General features: G+C 59.1%; 14 protein-coding genes. 7 read left to right on the top strand and 7 right to left on the bottom strand.

From position 1 onward, the window contains the following. The first annotated feature begins 201 nt into the window (after nt 1-201). The 5 genes from ACRER8_RS17190 to ACRER8_RS17170 all read left to right on the top strand — a co-directional run bounded on the left by ACRER8_RS17190 (nt 202) and on the right by ACRER8_RS17170 (nt 6,912). On the top strand, nt 202-3,708 hold the full coding sequence (locus tag ACRER8_RS17190) for a response regulator (protein ID WP_431747420.1): 3,507 nt from the start codon (nt 202-204) through the stop codon (nt 3,706-3,708). Nucleotides 3,709-3,756: 48 nt separating this feature from the next. Continuing rightward, nucleotides 3,757-4,578 (top strand): CheR family methyltransferase, encoded by an 822-nt coding sequence (locus ACRER8_RS17185; RefSeq protein WP_431747419.1) that lies wholly within the window; start codon nt 3,757-3,759, stop codon nt 4,576-4,578. Further along, the gene (locus ACRER8_RS17180) at nt 4,575-5,192 is read left to right on the top strand and encodes a chemotaxis protein CheB (RefSeq protein WP_431747418.1); all 618 of its coding nucleotides are present in this window, start codon (nt 4,575-4,577) and stop codon (nt 5,190-5,192) included. The genes ACRER8_RS17185 and ACRER8_RS17180 overlap by 4 nt, the downstream gene beginning before the upstream one ends. Continuing rightward, entirely contained in the window at nt 5,186-6,367 is a 1,182-nt protein-coding gene (locus tag ACRER8_RS17175; protein ID WP_431747417.1) for a hybrid sensor histidine kinase/response regulator, read from the top strand. Before ACRER8_RS17180 ends, ACRER8_RS17175 begins: the two co-directional genes overlap by 7 nt. Before the next feature lie 167 nt (nt 6,368-6,534). Then, the gene (locus ACRER8_RS17170) at nt 6,535-6,912 is read left to right on the top strand and encodes a response regulator (protein ID WP_431747416.1); all 378 of its coding nucleotides are present in this window, start codon (nt 6,535-6,537) and stop codon (nt 6,910-6,912) included. Between the two features lie 200 nt (nt 6,913-7,112). Here the strand turns inward: ACRER8_RS17170 and ACRER8_RS17165 are convergent, their stop codons facing one another. Then, nucleotides 7,113-9,143 carry a response regulator gene (locus tag ACRER8_RS17165; protein ID WP_431747415.1) on the bottom strand — a complete coding sequence of 677 codons (2,031 nt, stop codon included), beginning with the start codon at nt 9,141-9,143 and terminating at the stop codon, nt 7,113-7,115. Further along, nucleotides 9,140-10,624, bottom strand: a complete 1,485-nt coding sequence (locus ACRER8_RS17160) for an ATPase domain-containing protein (RefSeq protein ID WP_431747414.1) — start codon at nt 10,622-10,624, stop codon at nt 9,140-9,142. Before ACRER8_RS17160 ends, ACRER8_RS17165 begins: the two co-directional genes overlap by 4 nt. A gap of 296 nt (nt 10,625-10,920) precedes the next feature. Here ACRER8_RS17160 and ACRER8_RS17155 point away from each other — a divergent pair, with 296 nt between their 5' ends. Both ACRER8_RS17155 and nudC read left to right on the top strand, forming a co-directional pair. Beyond that, nucleotides 10,921-11,733, top strand: coding sequence for a crotonase/enoyl-CoA hydratase family protein (locus ACRER8_RS17155; protein ID WP_431747413.1), 813 nt, complete (start codon nt 10,921-10,923; stop codon nt 11,731-11,733). A gap of 105 nt (nt 11,734-11,838) precedes the next feature. Next, the gene (nudC, locus tag ACRER8_RS17150) at nt 11,839-12,687 is read left to right on the top strand and encodes an NAD(+) diphosphatase (RefSeq protein ID WP_431747412.1); all 849 of its coding nucleotides are present in this window, start codon (nt 11,839-11,841) and stop codon (nt 12,685-12,687) included. On the opposite strand, the gene ACRER8_RS17145 is transcribed toward nudC, so the two are convergent. The 5 genes from ACRER8_RS17145 to ACRER8_RS17125 form a co-directional block, all read right to left on the bottom strand. Continuing rightward, on the bottom strand, nt 12,643-13,422 hold the full coding sequence (locus ACRER8_RS17145; RefSeq protein WP_431747411.1) for a TSUP family transporter: 780 nt from the start codon (nt 13,420-13,422) through the stop codon (nt 12,643-12,645). The two genes, nudC and ACRER8_RS17145, sit on opposite strands and share 45 nt — an antisense overlap. A 437-nt stretch (nt 13,423-13,859) precedes the next feature. After that, nucleotides 13,860-14,999 (bottom strand): Gfo/Idh/MocA family protein, encoded by a 1,140-nt coding sequence (locus ACRER8_RS17140; RefSeq protein WP_431747410.1) that lies wholly within the window; start codon nt 14,997-14,999, stop codon nt 13,860-13,862. A 226-nt stretch (nt 15,000-15,225) separates the two neighbouring features. After that, nucleotides 15,226-15,993, bottom strand: a complete 768-nt coding sequence (locus tag ACRER8_RS17135) for an SDR family oxidoreductase (protein ID WP_431747409.1) — start codon at nt 15,991-15,993, stop codon at nt 15,226-15,228. A 49-nt stretch (nt 15,994-16,042) separates the two neighbouring features. After that, nucleotides 16,043-17,110, bottom strand: coding sequence for a phosphotransferase family protein (locus tag ACRER8_RS17130; RefSeq protein ID WP_431747408.1), 1,068 nt, complete (start codon nt 17,108-17,110; stop codon nt 16,043-16,045). Between the two features lie 314 nt (nt 17,111-17,424). Next, nucleotides 17,425-17,739, bottom strand: a complete 315-nt coding sequence (locus tag ACRER8_RS17125; protein ID WP_431747407.1) for an SCP2 sterol-binding domain-containing protein — start codon at nt 17,737-17,739, stop codon at nt 17,425-17,427. Between the last annotated feature and the right edge of the window lie 35 nt (nt 17,740-17,774).

Below are 17,774 nucleotides of genomic sequence, written 5' to 3'. Positions count from 1 at the left end.
GATTGTGACAAGTTCCGGGCGGCAAAAACACAATTCATTTGAGTGTGATGCTGCCGCCTAATCACTCGAACGTATAGTACGCATGGTGTCGTTCGCTGACTAAAGTCTGAAAATTCAGCTGTATATGTCAGAACGTGGAGTTTTTTCCTGAGCTTTGCGGCAAACTCCGTGGCTTAGCCAAATCCACCCTGGGCCCTTGCGATGATCCAAACCTCTGCAGTCGATGAGCAACGTTTCCGCAAACTTCTGAGCCGCAACGTCGGTTTACCCTTGGCAGTTGGCGTCCTCAGCGCTGCATTTTTCGTCATTCTGATCACTTATCTGCTTTCGGTGGTGCAGTGGGTTGAGCACACCGACCGGGTGATCAACAACATCAACCGCTCGCTGAAGCTGTCAGTCGACATGGAAACTGGTATGCGCGGGTTCCTGTTGACCGGTGATGAGCATTTCCTCGATCCCTATGAAGTTGCCAGGCCGGGCATTATCGCCGAGTTGAATAGCCTGGAGGAGCTGGTCGCGGACAACCCCGATCAGGTCGACCGTTTCAAACGGTTGGCGACGATGCAGGAATCGTGGAATCAGTTCGCACAGGAAATGATTACCCTGCGTCGCACCAATGGCGATTATGTGACGCCCATTCAAAACGCCCGTGGCAAGCGTCTGACAGACGAAATTCGCGATCAGTACGACCAAGCGGTGAACATCGAGCATCAGTTGCGTCTGACGCGCAACACCGAGGTCACTCGCACCACCGTTTTGTCGGTGTCCTTGTACATCGTCTTTATCGTGATCGTAAGCGGCATCCTCGCCTGGGTTGGACGTCGTGACATGACCGCGCTGTCATCCACATATGCCGCCAACCTCAAGGCTCAGCAGGAGGACGCCGAGCGCCTGGCCCATGTCGCCTGGCTGCGCAATGGCCAGAGCGCGCTGGCCGAGCAAGTGATCGGGCAGCTGACCCTGAACCTGCTGGGCCGCAATGTGCTCCAGTTCTTCGCTCATTACCTGGGGACAGTGGTCGCCGCCGTTTATGTGCGCCAGGAGCACGGTGGGCTGGTGCGCGTGGCATCTTATGGTTTTTCGCGTCAGCAGGAGTTGCAGGAGCAATCGATCTTCAGTGGTGAAGGCGTGGTCGGCAAGGCGGCCGAGCAAGACCAGATCATCACCCTGAATGATGTGTCCCTGGACTATTTCAAGGTCACCTCGGGGCTGGGCGAAGGCTCACCGCGCAGCGTGGTCGTGGTGCCGACCAGCAACGATGATCAGGTCAACGGCGTCATCGAGCTGGGCTTCCTGCGCGAGCTGACCGAACGCGACATCGAGTTCCTCGAACTGGTGGCCGAGAACGTCGGGACTTCCATCGAAGCCGCACGCTATCGCCAGCGCCTTCAGGAAGTCCTGGCTGAAACCCAGCAGCTCAACGAAGAGTTGCAGGTTCAGCAGGAAGAACTGCGCACCGCCAACGAAGAACTGGAAGAGCAGTCGCGGATCCTCAAAGAGTCCCAGGCCCATCTGGAAACCCAGCAGGCCGAACTGGAACAGACCAACGAACAACTGGCCGAGCAAAGCAAGGCGCTGGCCGATCAGCGCGATGCCCTGGACCGCAATAACGAAGAACTGCACATTGCCCAGGTCGAACTGGAGGCCCGCGCCGACGACTTGCAGCGCTCGAGCAAGTACAAGTCCGAATTCCTCGCCAACATGTCTCACGAGCTGCGTACGCCGCTGAACAGCTCGTTGATTCTGGCCAAGTTGCTGGCCGAGAATCCGCAGGACAACCTGACCAAAGAACAGGTGACGTTCGCCGAGTCGATCTACTCCGCCGGCAACGATCTGCTCAATCTGATCAACGACATTCTCGATATTTCCAAAGTCGAGGCGGGCAAGTTGGACATGCGCCCGGAAAACAGCAGTGTCAGCCGCCTTGTCGACAGCCTGCGTATGACCTTCCAGCCGCTGGCCGCCGACAAACACCTGGAGTTCTCCGTCGAGGTTCAGCCTGGGGCGCCGGTTTCGCTTTACACCGACCGCCAGCGCCTGGAGCAGATCCTCAAGAATCTGCTGTCCAACGCCATCAAATTCACCGAAAGCGGTTCGGTCAGCCTTACAGTCTCGCGTCAGCCAAGCGAAGGCATCGTCTTTACCGTGCGCGACTCCGGGATCGGCATTTCCGAGGATCAGCAGAAAAGCATCTTCGAAGCGTTCCGCCAGGCGGACGGCACCACCAACCGACGCTACGGCGGTACAGGACTGGGCCTGTCGATCTCCCGGGACCTGGCTCACCTGTTGGGCGGTTCGATTTCGGTCACCAGCGCGCCGGAGCAGGGCAGCATCTTCACCCTGGTGTTGCCGGAAGAGTACGTCGAGCAGGCGCCGTTCGGCGAAGAACCGCCGGTGGCCGTGCAGGCCGTGCCAGCCGCGTTACCAGCCCCGGTTCCCGCTGCGGTAATCGCTGCCAAACCGGCTCAGCTCAGCGCGCCCGTCGCCAGTTTTGCCGATGACCGGGAAAATGCGCCGTTCAGCAATCGCTGCATTCTCGTGATCGAGGACGAGGTGCGTTTCGCCCATATCCTCTTCGATCTGGCCCATGAGCTCGGCTATAACTGCCTGGTCGCTCATGCCGCCGACGAAGGCTTCGATCTGGCCACGAACTTTTTGCCCGACGCCATTCTGCTGGACATGCGCCTTCCAGATCATTCGGGGCTGACGGTACTGCAGCGGCTGAAAGAGATGCCCGCCACCCGGCACATCCCGGTGCACGTCATTTCCGTGGAAGATCGTCAGGAAGCCGCCTTGCAGATGGGTGCGATCGGCTATGCGGTCAAGCCGACTACCCGTGAAGAGCTCAAGGATGTGTTCGCCCGTCTCGAGGCCAAGCTCACGCAGAAAGTGAAGCGCGTGTTGCTGGTCGAAGACGACGCCTTGCAGCGCGACAGCATTGCGCGGCTGATCGGCGACGACGACATCGAAATCACTGCCGTCGGTTTCGCTCAGGACGCCCTGGAGCTACTGCGCGACAATGCCTACGACTGCATGATCATCGACCTGAAGCTGCCGGACATGCTTGGCAATGATCTGCTCAAGCGCATGTCCACCGACGAAATCTGCGCGTTCCCGCCGGTCATCGTCTACACCGGCCGCAACCTGACCCGTGATGAAGAGGCCGAGCTGCTCAAGTACTCGCGCACCATCATCATCAAGGGCGCGCGCTCGCCGGAACGACTGCTGGACGAGGTGACGCTGTTCCTGCACAAGGTCGAGTCGCAGTTGTCGAACGAGCGGCAGAAGATGCTCAAGACCGCGCGCAGCCGGGATCGTGTGTTCGAGGGGCGCAAGATCCTCGTAGTCGATGACGATGTGCGTAACATCTTCGCGCTCACCAGCGCGCTGGAGCACAAGGGCGCGATCGTCGAGGTCGGCCGCAATGGCTTCGAAGCCATCGAAAAGCTCAAGACCGTCGAGGACATCGACCTGGTGCTGATGGACGTGATGATGCCGGAAATGGACGGTTTTGAAGCCACTGCGCAGATCCGCAAGGATCCACGCTGGCGCAAGCTGCCGATCATCGCCGTTACCGCCAAGGCCATGAAAGATGATCAGGAACGCTGTCTGCAGGCCGGCTCCAACGATTATCTGGCCAAGCCCATTGACCTTGATCGGCTGTTCTCGTTGATCCGCGTATGGCTGCCAAAAATGGAACGTATATGACTGGATCGGATCAATTGAGCACCCTTGCAGAAGCACCAGGTTTTATTGATGGCCCATGAGCGAAACACCGAGATCGAATTGCGCTTGTTGATCGAGGCGATTTATCTGAAGTACAGCTATGATTTTCGCGATTATTCGGGCGCGTCGGTAAAACGGCGTGTCGCTCATGCGCTGCGTCAGTTCGAGTTGAAAACCATCTCCGCGCTGCAGGAACGCGTGCTGCACGATCCGTCGGCGTTCATGCAGCTGTTGCAGTTCCTGACGATCCCGGTCAGCGAGATGTTTCGAGACCCGTCGCACTTTCTGGCCATTCGGCAGGAAGTCGTGCCGCTGCTCAAGACCTACCCTTCGCTAAAGATCTGGATAGCCGGATGCAGCACCGGGGAGGAGGTTTACTCGATGGCGATTCTGCTGCGCGAGGAAGGGCTGCTGGACCGCACGATTATCTATGCCACCGATATCAATCCACGCTCGCTGGAGAAAGCCAAGCAGGGGATTTTCTCGATGGAAAACATTCGCGGCTATAACGAAAACTACTTGAAGGCGGGCGGCAAGCGGCTGTTTTCCGACTACTACACGGCCGCCTACGATTACGCGATCTTCGACAAGACCCTGCGGGAGAATGTCACGTTCGCCGACCACAGTCTGGCGACCGACAGCGTGTTTTCCGAAACCCACCTGATCTCCTGTCGCAATGTGCTGATCTACTTCAACAAGAAGCTGCAGGACCGGGCCTTCGGACTGTTCCACGAGTCGTTGTGTCATCGCGGATTTCTGGTGCTGGGCAGTAAGGAAACCCTGGAATTTTCCGGTTTCAAGGATCGATTCGAGCCTCTGGTCAAACAAGAGCGGATCTATCGTAAATCATGAGGACGTCCTTTCCCGGTGCCAAGCTGGACCAGCCTACGTTACCGAGGGTCGATGCAATCGTCGTTGGTGCTTCGGCGGGCGGCGTCGAGGCGTTGCTGAAAATTTTTCGGCCGCTGCGCAAGGGCTTCAAGTTACCGATCATCGCGGTACTGCATGTGCCTGACGAGCGCCGTAGTCTGTTGGCCGAGGTATTTGGCTCGCATCTGGAGATCCCCGTGAAGGAAGCGGACGACAAGGAAGTGATTGCGCCCGGCACGCTGTACTTTGCCGCGCCCGGATATCACCTGTCGGTGGAAGCGGACCTGACGCTGTCGTTCAGCCAGGAGGAGCGGGTGTATCACTCGCGCCCCAGCATCGACATCCTCTTTGAATCCGCCGCTGACGCTTATGATGCAAAGCTTGCCGGAGTGCTGTTGACCGGTGCTAACAACGATGGTGCCAAGGGAATGGCACGAATCAAGGAATACGGTGGTCTTACCGTGGTCCAGGACCCCGCCCAGGCGTTGGCGCGCACCATGCCCGACGCTGCGTTGGCCCTGCACACACCGGACTTTCTCCTGCCTTTGCCCGATATTGGCCTGTTGCTTGTCGAGCTGGAACGAATTGCATGCTGAGTGAAATAAAAGCCAAGTTGCTGATCGTCGACGATCTGCCGGAAAACCTGCTCGCGCTTGAAGCATTGATCAAGCGCGAGGACCGACAGGTGTTCAAGGCGCTGTCGGCCGATGAAGCGTTATCGCTGCTGCTGGAGCATGAGTTCGCCATGGCGATTCTCGACGTGCAGATGCCGGGCATGAACGGCTTCGAGCTGGCCGAGATGATGCGTGGCACCGAGAAAACCAAAAACATCCCCATCGTCTTCGTCAGCGCCGCCGGACGTGAGCTGAACTACGCCTTCAAAGGCTATGAAAGCGGCGCGGTGGACTTTCTGCACAAGCCGCTGGACATTCATGCGGTGAAGAGCAAGGTCAATGTCTTCGTCGACCTGTATCGCCAGCGCAAAGCCATGAAGCAGCAGGTCGAAGAGCTCGAGCGCAGTCGGCAGGAGCAGGAGGCGCTGTTGCGTGAGCTCAAGTCCACGCAGAACGAGCTGGAACACGCGATCCGTATGCGCGACGACTTCATGTCGATCGTGTCTCACGAGGTGCGTACGCCGCTCAACGGTTTGATCCTGGAAACCCAGCTGCGCAAGTTGCACCTGGCCAAGGACAACGCTTCCGCGTTCACGATGGACAAGCTCAAGGCCATGGTCGAGCGTGACGAGCGGCAGATTCAGAGCCTGATTCGCCTGATCGAAGACATGCTCGACGTGTCGAGGATCCGCACCGGCAAACTGTCGATCCGCACCAGCGCGTTCGATTTGGCCGAGCTGGTTGCCAATCTGGTGGAAAGCTACGCCGCGCAGATCGCCGCCGCCGAGAGCGTCGTGACGTTGCACGCCAGCGCGCCTGTGATTGGCGTCTGGGATGAATTCCGCATCGAGCAGGTCATGGCGAACATGCTGACCAACGCTTTGCGCTATGGCGCTCATAAACCCATCGAGGTACGGGTCTATAGCGAAGGTAACGAAGCGCGGGTGGAAGTGAAGGATCAGGGCATCGGCATCAGCGCGGAAAACCAGAAACGCATCTTTCAGCAGTTCGAACGGGTATCGGCCAGTCACGCAGTATCCGGACTTGGGCTGGGGCTGTTCATTTCCGATCAGATCGTGGCGGCCCACGGTGGCTCGATCACGGTCGAAAGCGAAGAGGGCTGCGGTTCGATGTTTCGCGTCAGCCTGCCTCTTTGAATGCCTGCGAGGCCCGTCAGCCGCAGGCCTGGGCGTTGTGTTTAAAGGTCAGGGCAGTCATGTTCAATCTGCATTGACCGCCCAGGTAAATATCTGATTTTTCTGCGCAACCTCTAGAGCGGGCCATGGTCGTAATGGCAGCTATTTATAAGATTGAAGGCGTGCCAATGAGCTCTGATGCTGAAAATGTCGTACTGATCGTCGAAGACGAGCCGCTGATCCTGATGCTGCTGTCCGACTATCTGTCGGGAGAGGGTTATCGCGTATTGCAGGCGGAAAACGGCGAGCAGGCTTTCGAAATTCTCGCGACCAAGCCGCACCTGGACCTGATGATCACCGACTATCGCCTGCCGGGTGGGGTATCCGGGGTGATGATCGCCGAACCTGCCGTCAAGCTGCGACCGGAGTTGAAAGTCATTTTCATCAGTGGATACCCGGCGGAAATAGTTGAATCCGGCAGCCCGATTGCCCGCAAGGCGCCGATACTGGCCAAGCCGTTCACGATGGAAACCCTGCATTCAAAGATTCAGAGTTTGTTGAACTGATCGCATCTTCTGGGGCGCGTTTGCCGGTGATGAGGGTAGGGCAATGAACTGGTTCGCGCACTCATGGCAGCAAGAGAAAGCAGCACGAGAAGCACGGCTAGCCGGGGGAGACTTTTGAAGCCGCCAACGCCAGCAAGCCGTGTGCTACAGGTATTGGTCAGCGCCGTCTGCGGGGCATTATTCACTACAGCACACGCAGATCACCCCTCAATCATCTCCCGCACCTTGGCGGTCAACTGATCGAACGCGAACGGCTTGGTGATCATCTGCATGCCTTCTTCGAGGAACCCCGCGCGAGTCGCGGCGTTTTCCGCGTAGCCGGTGATGAACAGCACTCGTAGCTCCGGGCGCAGTTGCCGACCGATATCCGCCAGCTGCCGACCGTTCATGCCGGGTAATCCGACGTCACTGATCATCAAGTCGATGCGCTGCCCGGATTCGAGAATGGGCACCGCGCCCACCGCGTCACCAGCCTCCAGATAGGCATACCCCAACTCGCTCAGCACCTGGCTGACCAGCGCGCGCACGGCGGGATCATCTTCCACGATCAGAATGGTTTCACCGGCGCGGGCTTCGATCGCCTGGCGATCGATGCTGATGTCTTCCACGTCCTTGTTGCCCTTGAAGCGCGGCAGGAACAGCTGCACGGTGGTGCCGTGACCGACCTGGCTTTCGATGGAAACGTGGCCGTGGGACTGTTTGGTGAAACCGTAGATCATCGACAGTCCGAGTCCCGTACCCTGACCGATCGGTTTGGTGGTGAAGAACGGGTCGAATGCCCGATTGATGACATTCTCCGGCATGCCGATACCGGTGTCGGTGACGCTAAGCACTACGTAGTCGCCGGGAAGCAGATTTTCATAGGCATTGGTAAAATCGCGGTCGAGCTTGCGATTGAAGGTTTCGATCATCAGCATGCCGCCGTCGGGCATGGCGTCCCGGGCGTTGAGCACCAGATTGAGCAGAGCGCTTTCCAGCTGGTTGGGGTCGGCTTCCGCGGTCCAGAGTTGCGGCTCCAGACGCATGTCCAGGCGCACGCTCTCGTTGACGCTGCGATGCAGCAGCTCACCCATGGAATTGACCAGCTCGTTCATCTCCACCGGCTTGGAGTCCAGCGACTGGCGGCGGGAAAATGCCAGCAGGCGATGAGTCAGTGCTGCGGCGCGGTTGGCTGAGGTCACACCCAGATCGATCAGCCCGTCGAGGTCTTCGGTACGGCCACGTGCCACGCGGCGTCTGAGTAATTCGAGGCTACCGATGATGCCGGTCAGCATGTTGTTGAAGTCGTGGGCGATACCGCCGGTGAGTTGGCCGACGGCTTCCATCTTCTGCGACTGGCGCAGCACTTCTTCGTTGTGACGCAGTTGCGATGTGCGTTCCTCGACTTGTTGTTCCAGGGTTTCGTTAAGCTGGCGCAACTGAGTCTCGGCCTGCTTGCGTTCGGTGATGTCGGACGTCACCCCGGCCAGCAGACTGACTCGACCATTGCGCGCGCGAATGGCACGGGCGCGCACGTCGACCCAGTGCAGCGAGCCGTCAGGCCAGACATTACGAAACTCGATGATGAAGTCATCGCCGGTATCGAGGCTGTTTTGCAACGCTGACTGCATGCGTGGCTGGTCGGTGGGATACACCGAATCCAGCCATTGGTGATAGGTGAAGGGCGCATGTTCATCGCGTCCATAATGCGATTTGCTGATGTCCGAACTGTCCAGTTCTAGGAATTCGGCCTCCAGTTGCCACGACCCAAGTCGTCCGGCCTTGAGTGCATGCTGCAGGCGCTGCTCACTTTCGAGCAGGTCTTCCATGCGGCTTCGCGCTTCATATTGCCTTCGGCGTCCGCGTACCGCCGTGGTCACCAAGCTGACCAGCGTCGCCGGGTGAAACGGGCGCTCGAGGAAGGTCACGTTGCCGAGCATCTTGCCCAGCCGCGCCGACGGATTCTGCTCTGGCCCGCCATGGTGGGTCAGCAGCACAATCGGCAGGTCCGACCAGGCGGGTTGATGGCTCAACAGGTTGAGCAACGGATTGAGGTCGGCTCCGCGCAATGCCTCGTCGGCGACGATGGCGAGACCGGCGCCAGACACCAGCTCCTTGCACAGGCCCGTCAGGTCGTGGGTAATGAGCGCCGGGAAGCCTGCTTCTTGCAGGATTCGCAAGGCAATCTGGCTGTCTCGGCCTTGCGGGGCCAGGATGATTGCGCGCTCTGACAGTTGCCCCGGCGTACTCACGCGTCTTCATCCCGCAGCAACGGGTTGCTTTCGCCAAAATAGTGAGGCACGCCGCGCAGCACGCCTTGAAACGCTTCCAGCGGATCGCCGATTTTCATTCCAGAGCCACTGATGCGGTATTCGCGGATGGTCGATTCATGGGATCCAGTGCGTTTCTTGATAATGGAGATGGCGCGACGGACTTTGCCTAGCGCTTCGAAATAACGCAACAGAATCACCGTGTCGGCCAGATAGGTGATATCCACCGGGGCGCGCATGTCGCCGACCAGGCCGTGCTGTGCGACTGTCATGAACGTCGAGGCGCCTTGACGGTTGAGGTAGAGCAGCAGCTCATGCATGTGCAGCACCAGAGCGTTCTCTTCCGGCATCGCCGCTTGGTAGCCATTGAGACTGTCGATGACTACCGTGCGGATTTGCTTCTCGTCCACGCTGTGGCGTACCCGATGCGAAAATTCGCCTGGGGACAACTCCGCGGCGTCCACCTGCTCGATCAGCAGATTGCCTGTGTCCTGCAATGCTTTGAGGTCGATCCCGACCTTCTTCATGCGTTCGAAGAGGAGCCGCAATTCCTCGTCGAAAATGAACAGCCCGACCTTTTCTCCACGCGCTGCGGCCGCTGCGGCGAACACCAGCGAGATCAGTGATTTGCCGGTCCCGGCGGGGCCAAGAATCAAGGTGCTGGAGCCGCTGTCGATACCCCCGCCAAGCAAGGCGTCGAGTTCAGGAATGTCGCTGCTCAGCCGCGTGCTCTGGTAGCCGTTGCGATGCTCGGCCGCCACCAGCCGCGGGAACACCTGAATGCCGTCGGCCATGATGTTGAAGTCGTGATACCCACCGCGATACTTCTGGCCGCGATACTTGACCACTCGCAGACGCCGGCGCTCGGCACCATAGGACGGAGTCAGTTCCTCCAGGCGAATTACCCCGTGGGCGACGCTATGCACGGTCTTGTCCAGCGCCTCGGTGGTCAGGTCGTCCAGCAGCATCACGGTGGCGTCATAGCGCGCGAAGTAGTGCTTGATCGCCAGAATCTGCCGCCGATAACGCAAAGAGCTCTGTGCCAGCAGGCGGATTTCCGAAAGGCTGTCGATGACTACGCGCTTGGGCCTGACCCGTTCAACGATCTCGAAAATCTGTTTGGTCGCTTCGCCCAGTTCAAGGTCGGACGAATACAACAGGCTCTGCTGATGTTCGGCGTTGAGCAGATCCTCGGGCGGGGTCAGCTCGAACACCTCGATGTGGTCATCCAGCTCCCAGCCGTGGGAGCGTGCGCCGTCGCGCAGCTCGCGCTCGGTTTCGGACAGCGTGATGTAAAGGCAGCGTTCACCCACGGCGGCGCCCGCCAGCAGAAACTGCAGGGCTACGGTGGTCTTGCCGGTTCCGGGTTCCCCTTCGAGAAGAAACACATGACTACGTGAAAGACCTCCTGCAAGGATGTCGTCCAGGCCCACTATGCCGGTTGCCGCTTTTGATGTACTCAAAAATCGCCCTCTTGCGACCTGAAAAAGATAGGGTGCCAGTGTTCGATCGGTCACCCTGGGCAGCGGCGATCGACGCGTAATTGCGGATCTTCGCTGCCATGTCTCTGGACCATCCACCTGGTCGCCGGTTCAGTTTTTCTGGACGGCACGGGGATACCGGTAGGTGCTTTCCAGCTGCTTGCGGTCCGGCAAATGGCGCAACCGTTGCCTGCGGCGTTCCGATCGCCTTGATATAGTCCGGCGTCAGTGATCTTCACTCGCCTACCGGTCATTCAAGCCATTCAAGGAACAAGCCCGTGTCCGACTACAGCGCTTTCAAGGTCGAGCTGACCGACCATATCGCCCACGTGCAAATCAATCGCCCGGAAAAGATCAATGCCATGAACGCGGCATTCTGGAGCGAAATTATCGACATTTTCCAGTGGGTCGAAGACACCGATGACGTTCGCGTGGTAGTGCTCAGTGGCGCAGGCAAGCATTTCTCGTCAGGGATTGATCTGATGTTGCTGGCCTCGGTAGCCAATGAACTGGGCAAGGACGTCGGCCGCAACGCGCGACTGCTACGGCGCAAGATCCTGCAGATGCAACAATCCTTCAGCGTCGTCGACCGTTGCAGCAAGCCGGTACTGGCGGCCGTTCAGGGCTATTGCATCGGCGGCGCCATCGACCTGATCAGCGCCTGTGACATGCGTTACGCGGCGGACGATGCGCTGTTTTCCATCCGTGAAATCGATATGGGCATGGCGGCGGACGTCGGCACGCTGCAACGCCTGCCGAGGCTGATCGGCGACGGCATGATGCGGGAGATGGCTTACACCGGCCGCAACGTCAAGGCGGATGAAGCGCAGCGCATCGGTCTGGTCAACCGGACTTTCGACGGTCATGAACAGTTGCTCGAAGGTGTGTTCGCCATCGCTGGTGAAATCGCTGCGAAATCCCCGATTGCCATTAGCGGCAGCAAGCGCATGATTGCTTACATGCGTGATCATAGTGTCGACGACGGTCTTGAATACGTTGCCACCTGGAACGCTGCCATGTTGCAATCGGCGGACCTGAAGCTGGCAATGGTCGCCCACATGGGCAATCAGAAGCCGGTCTTCGATAATTGACTGCGAAGCTGGCTTCGCACGCGCTTTGCGCCGCCGAGTGTCCGCGCCCCGTTTGAGGCGCCGGGATGTCGAGCGGCGCAGGTCGCTCACCAGAGGAGTTCTTTCATGACGCGCCCCAGGCGTTGGACCACCGCCGTGCTCGATACCCAGGCATCCGGCGGCTGGGCCGTGGTACACAGTGATCGGGGGTTTTTGCTGGACGGCAATGGAGTGATGTTCCCCCGGGAATGGCTCAAGCGGCAGGATTTGCCGCTGATCAGCGAGCACGGCATCGGGCATTTCGATGGCGAGCCGGTCTATGTGCAAGTCCTCAAGCATCCGGTCGACCTGGAGGGCGCGAGCTGGCAGACCTTGCGCCAGTTCATGCTGGACAACGATGCCGATATCTTTCAGAAGCTCGGTTATGCCGCGCAGATTAGCACCTGGGCGCGCGAGCATCGTTTTTGCGGCAGCTGCGGTCAGCCGATGCAGCAGGTGCCGGGTGAGCGGGCAATGTATTGCAAGCACTGCGACCTGCGCGCCTATCCGCGCATCTCGCCGAGCATGATCGTGCTCATCACTCGCGGCGATGAAGTGCTATTGGCCCGTTCCCCGCGATTCGTGACCGGCGTCTATAGCACACTGGCCGGGTTCGCGGAGCCGGGCGAGTCTGCCGAAGATTGCGTACGGCGCGAGGTCATGGAGGAGGTGCAGGTCAAGGTCAAAAACATCCAGTACAAGGGCAGCCAGTGCTGGCCGTTCCCGCACTCGATGATGCTGGGCTTTCACGCGGAATACGAAAGTGGCGAGATCGTGCCTCAGGCCGATGAGATCGAAGATGCGCAATGGTTCAGCATCCACGACATGCCACCGTTACCGGCCAGCCGCTCCATTGCACGTTATCTGATCGACTTGTATCTGGCCCAGCGCTCAGGTGCCCCCGAACCAGTGTTGCCAGGCCAGGCGGACAGTTAAGCCCAGAACAACGGTGATAAAGACAGGGCGGATGAACTTGGCGCCGCCCTGAATCGCCGTTCTCGCTCCCAGAAACGCTCCCACCATCAGCGCCGAGCCCATGGCCAGGCCGATAGCCCAGTCCACCGAGCCATTGATCGCAAAGATCGTCAGGGCCGCCGCATTGCTGACGAAATTCATGCTGCGCGCCACGCCGCTGGCCTTGACCAGATCGACCGGATACATCAGCAGGGTGCTGACCGTCCAGAACGCGCCAGTGCCTGGGCCTGCCACACCGTCGTAAAACCCCAGCGCGAGTCCCTGTGGCAGCTGCCATTTGCGCTTGATCGGCGCGTCGCTGTCCAGCGGCGCTTTGGGCGTGCCGCCGAACAGCAGGTACAGGCCGCAGCCGAACACGATCACCGGGAGCATCTGGTTCAGCAGCTCGGCGGGCAAGTAGTGCGCGACCACCGCCCCGACCAGGGCGCCGACAGCGGTGCCGACCAGTGCGCGGGTCCAGTGTCTTGGGTGAAACAGCTTGCGCCGGTAGAAGGTGAAGCCGGCGGTAGCCGAGCCGAAGGTCGAACTGAGCTTGTTGGTGCCCAGCACTAGATGCGGCGGCAGACCGGCTGTCAGCAAAGCAGGAGTGGTCAGCAGGCCGCCGCCACCGGCAATGGCATCGATGAAACCGGCAACGAAAGCGACAAGGGCGAGCACTACCAACGTGGTGGGATCAACGGTGAGTTCGAACGGCATGGCAGAGGGCTTACTTGGCAGACAGGCAGAATGGCTGCCCGGAAGCGCGGCATTCTACCTGTAAGGCATAGACCGTTGCATGGCCAATCCAAGGCTTTGCCGGTTAGAGCAAAGTACCTGTGTGAGCGAACTCATTCGCGGAGCGTGGTTACAGCCGACGTATCTATGTCGCCTGAACCATTTTTCGCGAATGAATTCGCTCTCACAGTTTTGGATTCCGGATCTGGCGGAAGCTTCGGTGGCGCGCGAATGAGACCGTCTCGATTCTTCGCAACGCCTTCAGATCACCCCGCCCCCTGTGGGAGCGAATTCAATCGCGAGGCGGCGTTACAGACAACGTATCTATGTCGCCTGAACCACTTTTTGCGAATGAATTCGCTCCCACAGAAAATAAAATTCGGCGGATCATTCAGGTGTGGCGCCGATTAACGCCCCGTTCAAATATCCGAGACCTTCACCCAGCGCATCTCTTTGGCCGCCACCCGAATCGCCGTCGCCAGACGCTCCACTTCCAGCGCCTCGGCAAAGTCCGGACCTTCGCTGCTTTTTCCGCACAGCGCCTGAATCAGCGCATGCACTTCCAGGGTCTTGAGTTCGTTGTACCCCAGTTGATGCCCTGGCGCCGGGCAGAACGCTGCATAACCCGGTTGCGTCGGTCCCGCCAGAATCCGCTGAAAGCCATCGCGACCGGGTGCACCGGCACGATACAGGCGCAGCTCGTTGAGGCGCTCCTGATCGAACGACAGCGTGCCTTGGGTGCCGCTGATCTCGAAGCTCAAATGATTCTTGTAGCCATGCTTGAGCCAACTGCTGCCGAAGGTGCCGCGCGTACCATTGGCGAAACGCAGCAGTGCGTAGGTCTGGTCATCGATGGCGATCTGGCGCTGCTCCTGACTGCCGATGCACGCCGGGCGCTGGCCATGCACGGTTTGCGAGTCGGCGCACACCGCTTCGATATCGCCCAACAGATAGCGAGCCATCGACAGCAGGTGACTGCCGAGGTCCGCCAAGGCGCCACCGGCATGAGCCTGCTCGCAACGCCAGCACCACGGCGACTGCGGGTCGGCCATGAAGTCCTCGCTGAACTCCCCCTGAAAACTGACGATCTGTCCCAGTTCACCGCTTTCGATCATTTGTCTGGCCAGGCCAATGATCGGATTGTGCTGATAGTTGTAACCAACCCGGGTCACCACGCCGGCTTTCAGGGCCGCGCTGTGCATTGCCCGCGCTTGCTCAAGGCTGACTGCAAGCGGCTTTTCGCAATACACCGCCTTGCCAGCCTCGAGGGCAGCCATCGCCATGGGGAAATGCAGGTGATTGGGCGTAGTAATCGCGACCAGATTGACTGTTGGATCGCTGATCAGGCGTTCCCAGTCGTCGTGGCTGTGGTCGAAACCCCAGGCGCGCGCGCAGTGCTCGGCGCGGGCGGAGTCTGCGTCGGCCAACGCACTGAGTCTGAGGTTGACCGGGAGATCGAAGGCAGTGCGCGCGTTATGGAAAGCCAGAGCGTGCGCCCGACCCATGAAACCTGTGCCGATCAGGCCGACACCCAGATCAGGAAGCGATGATTCACGCATGACAGCGTCCTTGAAGGATTGTTGTTGTGCGGAAAATGTATTCGCTGAGTGATCTGGTTGGAATTTTTATTCCATCAGATAAGCCTCAGATTCGCCTCAGTCCTCAGGTATATACAAAACCTGTAGGAGCGAATTCATTCGCGAGACGGCGTTCCAGACGACGTATCTATGTCGCCTGAACCATTTTTCGCGGATGAATTCGCTCCCACAGTGATAGGGGCGTGGCTCAGGACAAAAAACCGCCATCCACATTCAACGCCACACCTGTGGTGTAACTCGACGCATCGCTGGCCAGGTACAGCACAGTGCCAGCCATTTCGCCCGGCGCGGCGACGCGGTTGAGCGGAATCTGTGCCAGTGCGGTGTTGAGAATCTTCTCGTTGCTGACCAGCGCCGAGGCGAACTTGGTGTCGGTCAGGCCCGGTAGCAGTGCATTGCAGCGAATGCCGAACTGCGCGCACTCCTTGGCGAACACCTTGGTCATGTTGATCACAGCCGCCTTGGTCACCGAGTAAATGCCCTGAAAAATCCCCGGTGAAACACCATTGATCGATGCCACGTTGATGATGCTGCCGCCGCCGTGTTCGCGCATCAGCTTGCCGGCTTCCACGGACATGAAAAAGTAACCGCGAATATTGACGTCCACAGTCTTCTGGAATGCCCCCAGGTCAGTGTCCAGCACATTGCAGAACTGCGGATTGGTCGCAGCGTTGTTCACCAGAATGTCGAGGCGACCGAATTCTTCTCGGATGCGCGCAAAGACGCCGGTAATCTGCTCCATCTCGCCGATATGGCAAGCAATCGCGGTGGCCTTGCCGCCCTCGGCAATGATCGCGTCGGCAACGTGCTGGCAGCCTTCGAGCTTGCGGCTGGACACGATGACGTGAGCGCCTTGCTGGGCCAGGAGCCTGGCGATCGCCTCGCCGATGCCGCGGCTGGCGCCGGAAACGAAGGCGATCTTGCCGTCGAGGTCGAACAGTTGAGTCTTGGACATGTTGTTTTCCTTATCCTGTCGCAATCGGGGTCAGCAGCGGTCATACAGCTCAGAGACTGGAGCGGTCGATCACCTGTAAAGCCATGTGTTCCAGCAGTTTGTTCATGTGAATGAACTGCGCGAAGCGCTTATCCCGAGTCTGTCCGTGGAAGAACCGGTAGTAGATCTGCTGAACAATGCCGGCCAGGCGGAACAGCCCGTAGGTGTAGTAAAAATCGAAGTTGTCGATGCGAACGCCCGAGCGTTCGGCGTAATAGGTCACGAACTGCTCGCGGGTCAGCATGCCCGTTGCATGGCTCGGCTGCCTGCGCATCAGTTGTACGGGCGCTGGGTCGTCGGCCTGTATCCAGTACGCCAGGCTGTTGCCCAGGTCCATCAGCGGGTCGCCCAGCGTGGTGAGCTCCCAGTCCAGCACACCGATGATCTGCATCGGATTTTCAGGGTCCAGAATCACGTTGTCGAAGCGATAGTCGTTGTGCACCAGGCTTGGGGTCGGGTGGTCGGCCGGTTTTTTCTCGTCCAGCCAGCGCGCGACTTTTTCCCAGCTTGGCGCGTCCGGGGTGCGCGCCTTCTCGTAGCGCTCGGTCCAGCCGCGAATCTGCCGCTCTACATAGCCCTGCGGCTTGCCCAGATCGCCCAGACCACAGGCGTTGTAGTCGACCTGGTGCAAGTCGACCAGTTTGTCGATGAAGCTTTTGCACAGGGCTTCGGTTTGCGCGACATCGAAGTTCAGCTCGGTGGGCAGCTCGGAACGCAGGATGATGCCCTTGACCCGCTCCATGACGTAGAACTCGGCGCCGATCAGCGATTCATCGGTGCAGTGCACGTAGGCTTTGGGGCAATAGGGGAAAGCACCGCTGAGCTGGTTGAGAATGCGAAACTCACGGCCCATGTCGTGGGCGCTTTTGGCTTTGTGGCCGAATGGAGGCCGACGCAGCACCAGTTCCTGCTCGGGATATTTGAGCAAGTACGTGAGGTTGGAGGCGCCGCCGGGAAACTGGCTGATCTGCGCGGTGCCGCTCAGGCCGGGAATCCGGGCTTTGAGGTAAGGATCGATCAACCCTGCATCGAGTTCCTCGCCGGATCGAACCTGGGTGGACTGGTCGGTTAGCGCCATGCTTATCCCTGCTGATTATTTTGGTGGGTCTCGATCATTGACTAATCTAATGCGCGTCCAGGACGTCGAACAAGCGTTGCGCTGCCTTATTGGCGAGCGTGTTACGGAACGATCAGCGTCTTTGATTCAAGCAACGGGCAGACGATCGCGCAAAAAAAACCGAAGCCTGAAGACTTCGGTTTTTCTGTTCGAAACACTGCTTTGCCTGCCGCGGCATGACCTGCCGGCTTTGGCTTACTTTCAATCGCCGCCGCTGGCAAGCCGGACTGCTACAGGTTATCGGTGATCGAACTTCACGCCTCTGCGGTGTGAAATCAGGATGGAAACAGCTCGCTCAATTTCATCGCCAGCATCATGTCGCCTTCAGCGCGCAGCTTGCCGCTCATGAACGCTTGCATGCCATCGGTTTCGCCGCTGACGATGCCTTCCAGGGTTTCGCCGTCCATCACCAGGGTGACTTGTGCATCCGGGTTTTCGCCTTCCTGCAGTTCGCAGGTCTTGTCCTTGACGATCAGGGAGAAATTCTTGGTTTCATCGATACGGAAACCGAACACCAGGTCCAGGCCCGCAGCGGCTTCCGGGTTGAACTTGGCTTTCATCGCTTGTACGGCATCGGCTACGGAGGTCATGGTGTCATCCTTTTATATGAGTGATTGCAGGCACC

The sequence above is a fragment of the Pseudomonas sp. genome (assembly GCF_050739935.1).
Taxonomy (GTDB): domain Bacteria; phylum Pseudomonadota; class Gammaproteobacteria; order Pseudomonadales; family Pseudomonadaceae; genus Aquipseudomonas.
This window is presented reverse-complemented; position numbering and strand designations above follow the sequence as displayed.

Bases quoted from the DNA above. Each gene is read 5' to 3' on its own strand.
- ACRER8_RS17140 (WP_431747410.1), bottom strand. From the start codon at position 14,999: ATGCGTGAATCATCGCTTCCTGATCTGGGTGTCGGCCTGATCGGCACA.
- ACRER8_RS17175 (WP_431747417.1), top strand. From the start codon at position 5,186: ATGCTGAGTGAAATAAAAGCCAAGTTGCTGATCGTCGACGATCTGCCG.
- ACRER8_RS17185 (WP_431747419.1), top strand. From the start codon at position 3,757: ATGGCCCATGAGCGAAACACCGAGATCGAATTGCGCTTGTTGATCGAG.
- ACRER8_RS17130 (WP_431747408.1), bottom strand. From the start codon at position 17,110: ATGGCGCTAACCGACCAGTCCACCCAGGTTCGATCCGGCGAGGAACTC.
- ACRER8_RS17135 (WP_431747409.1), bottom strand. From the start codon at position 15,993: ATGTCCAAGACTCAACTGTTCGACCTCGACGGCAAGATCGCCTTCGTT.
- ACRER8_RS17190 (WP_431747420.1), top strand. From the start codon at position 202: ATGATCCAAACCTCTGCAGTCGATGAGCAACGTTTCCGCAAACTTCTG.
- ACRER8_RS17125 (WP_431747407.1), bottom strand. From the start codon at position 17,739: ATGACCTCCGTAGCCGATGCCGTACAAGCGATGAAAGCCAAGTTCAAC.
- ACRER8_RS17180 (WP_431747418.1), top strand. From the start codon at position 4,575: ATGAGGACGTCCTTTCCCGGTGCCAAGCTGGACCAGCCTACGTTACCG.
- ACRER8_RS17170 (WP_431747416.1), top strand. From the start codon at position 6,535: ATGAGCTCTGATGCTGAAAATGTCGTACTGATCGTCGAAGACGAGCCG.
- nudC (WP_431747412.1), top strand. From the start codon at position 11,839: ATGACGCGCCCCAGGCGTTGGACCACCGCCGTGCTCGATACCCAGGCA.
- ACRER8_RS17145 (WP_431747411.1), bottom strand. From the start codon at position 13,422: ATGCCGTTCGAACTCACCGTTGATCCCACCACGTTGGTAGTGCTCGCC.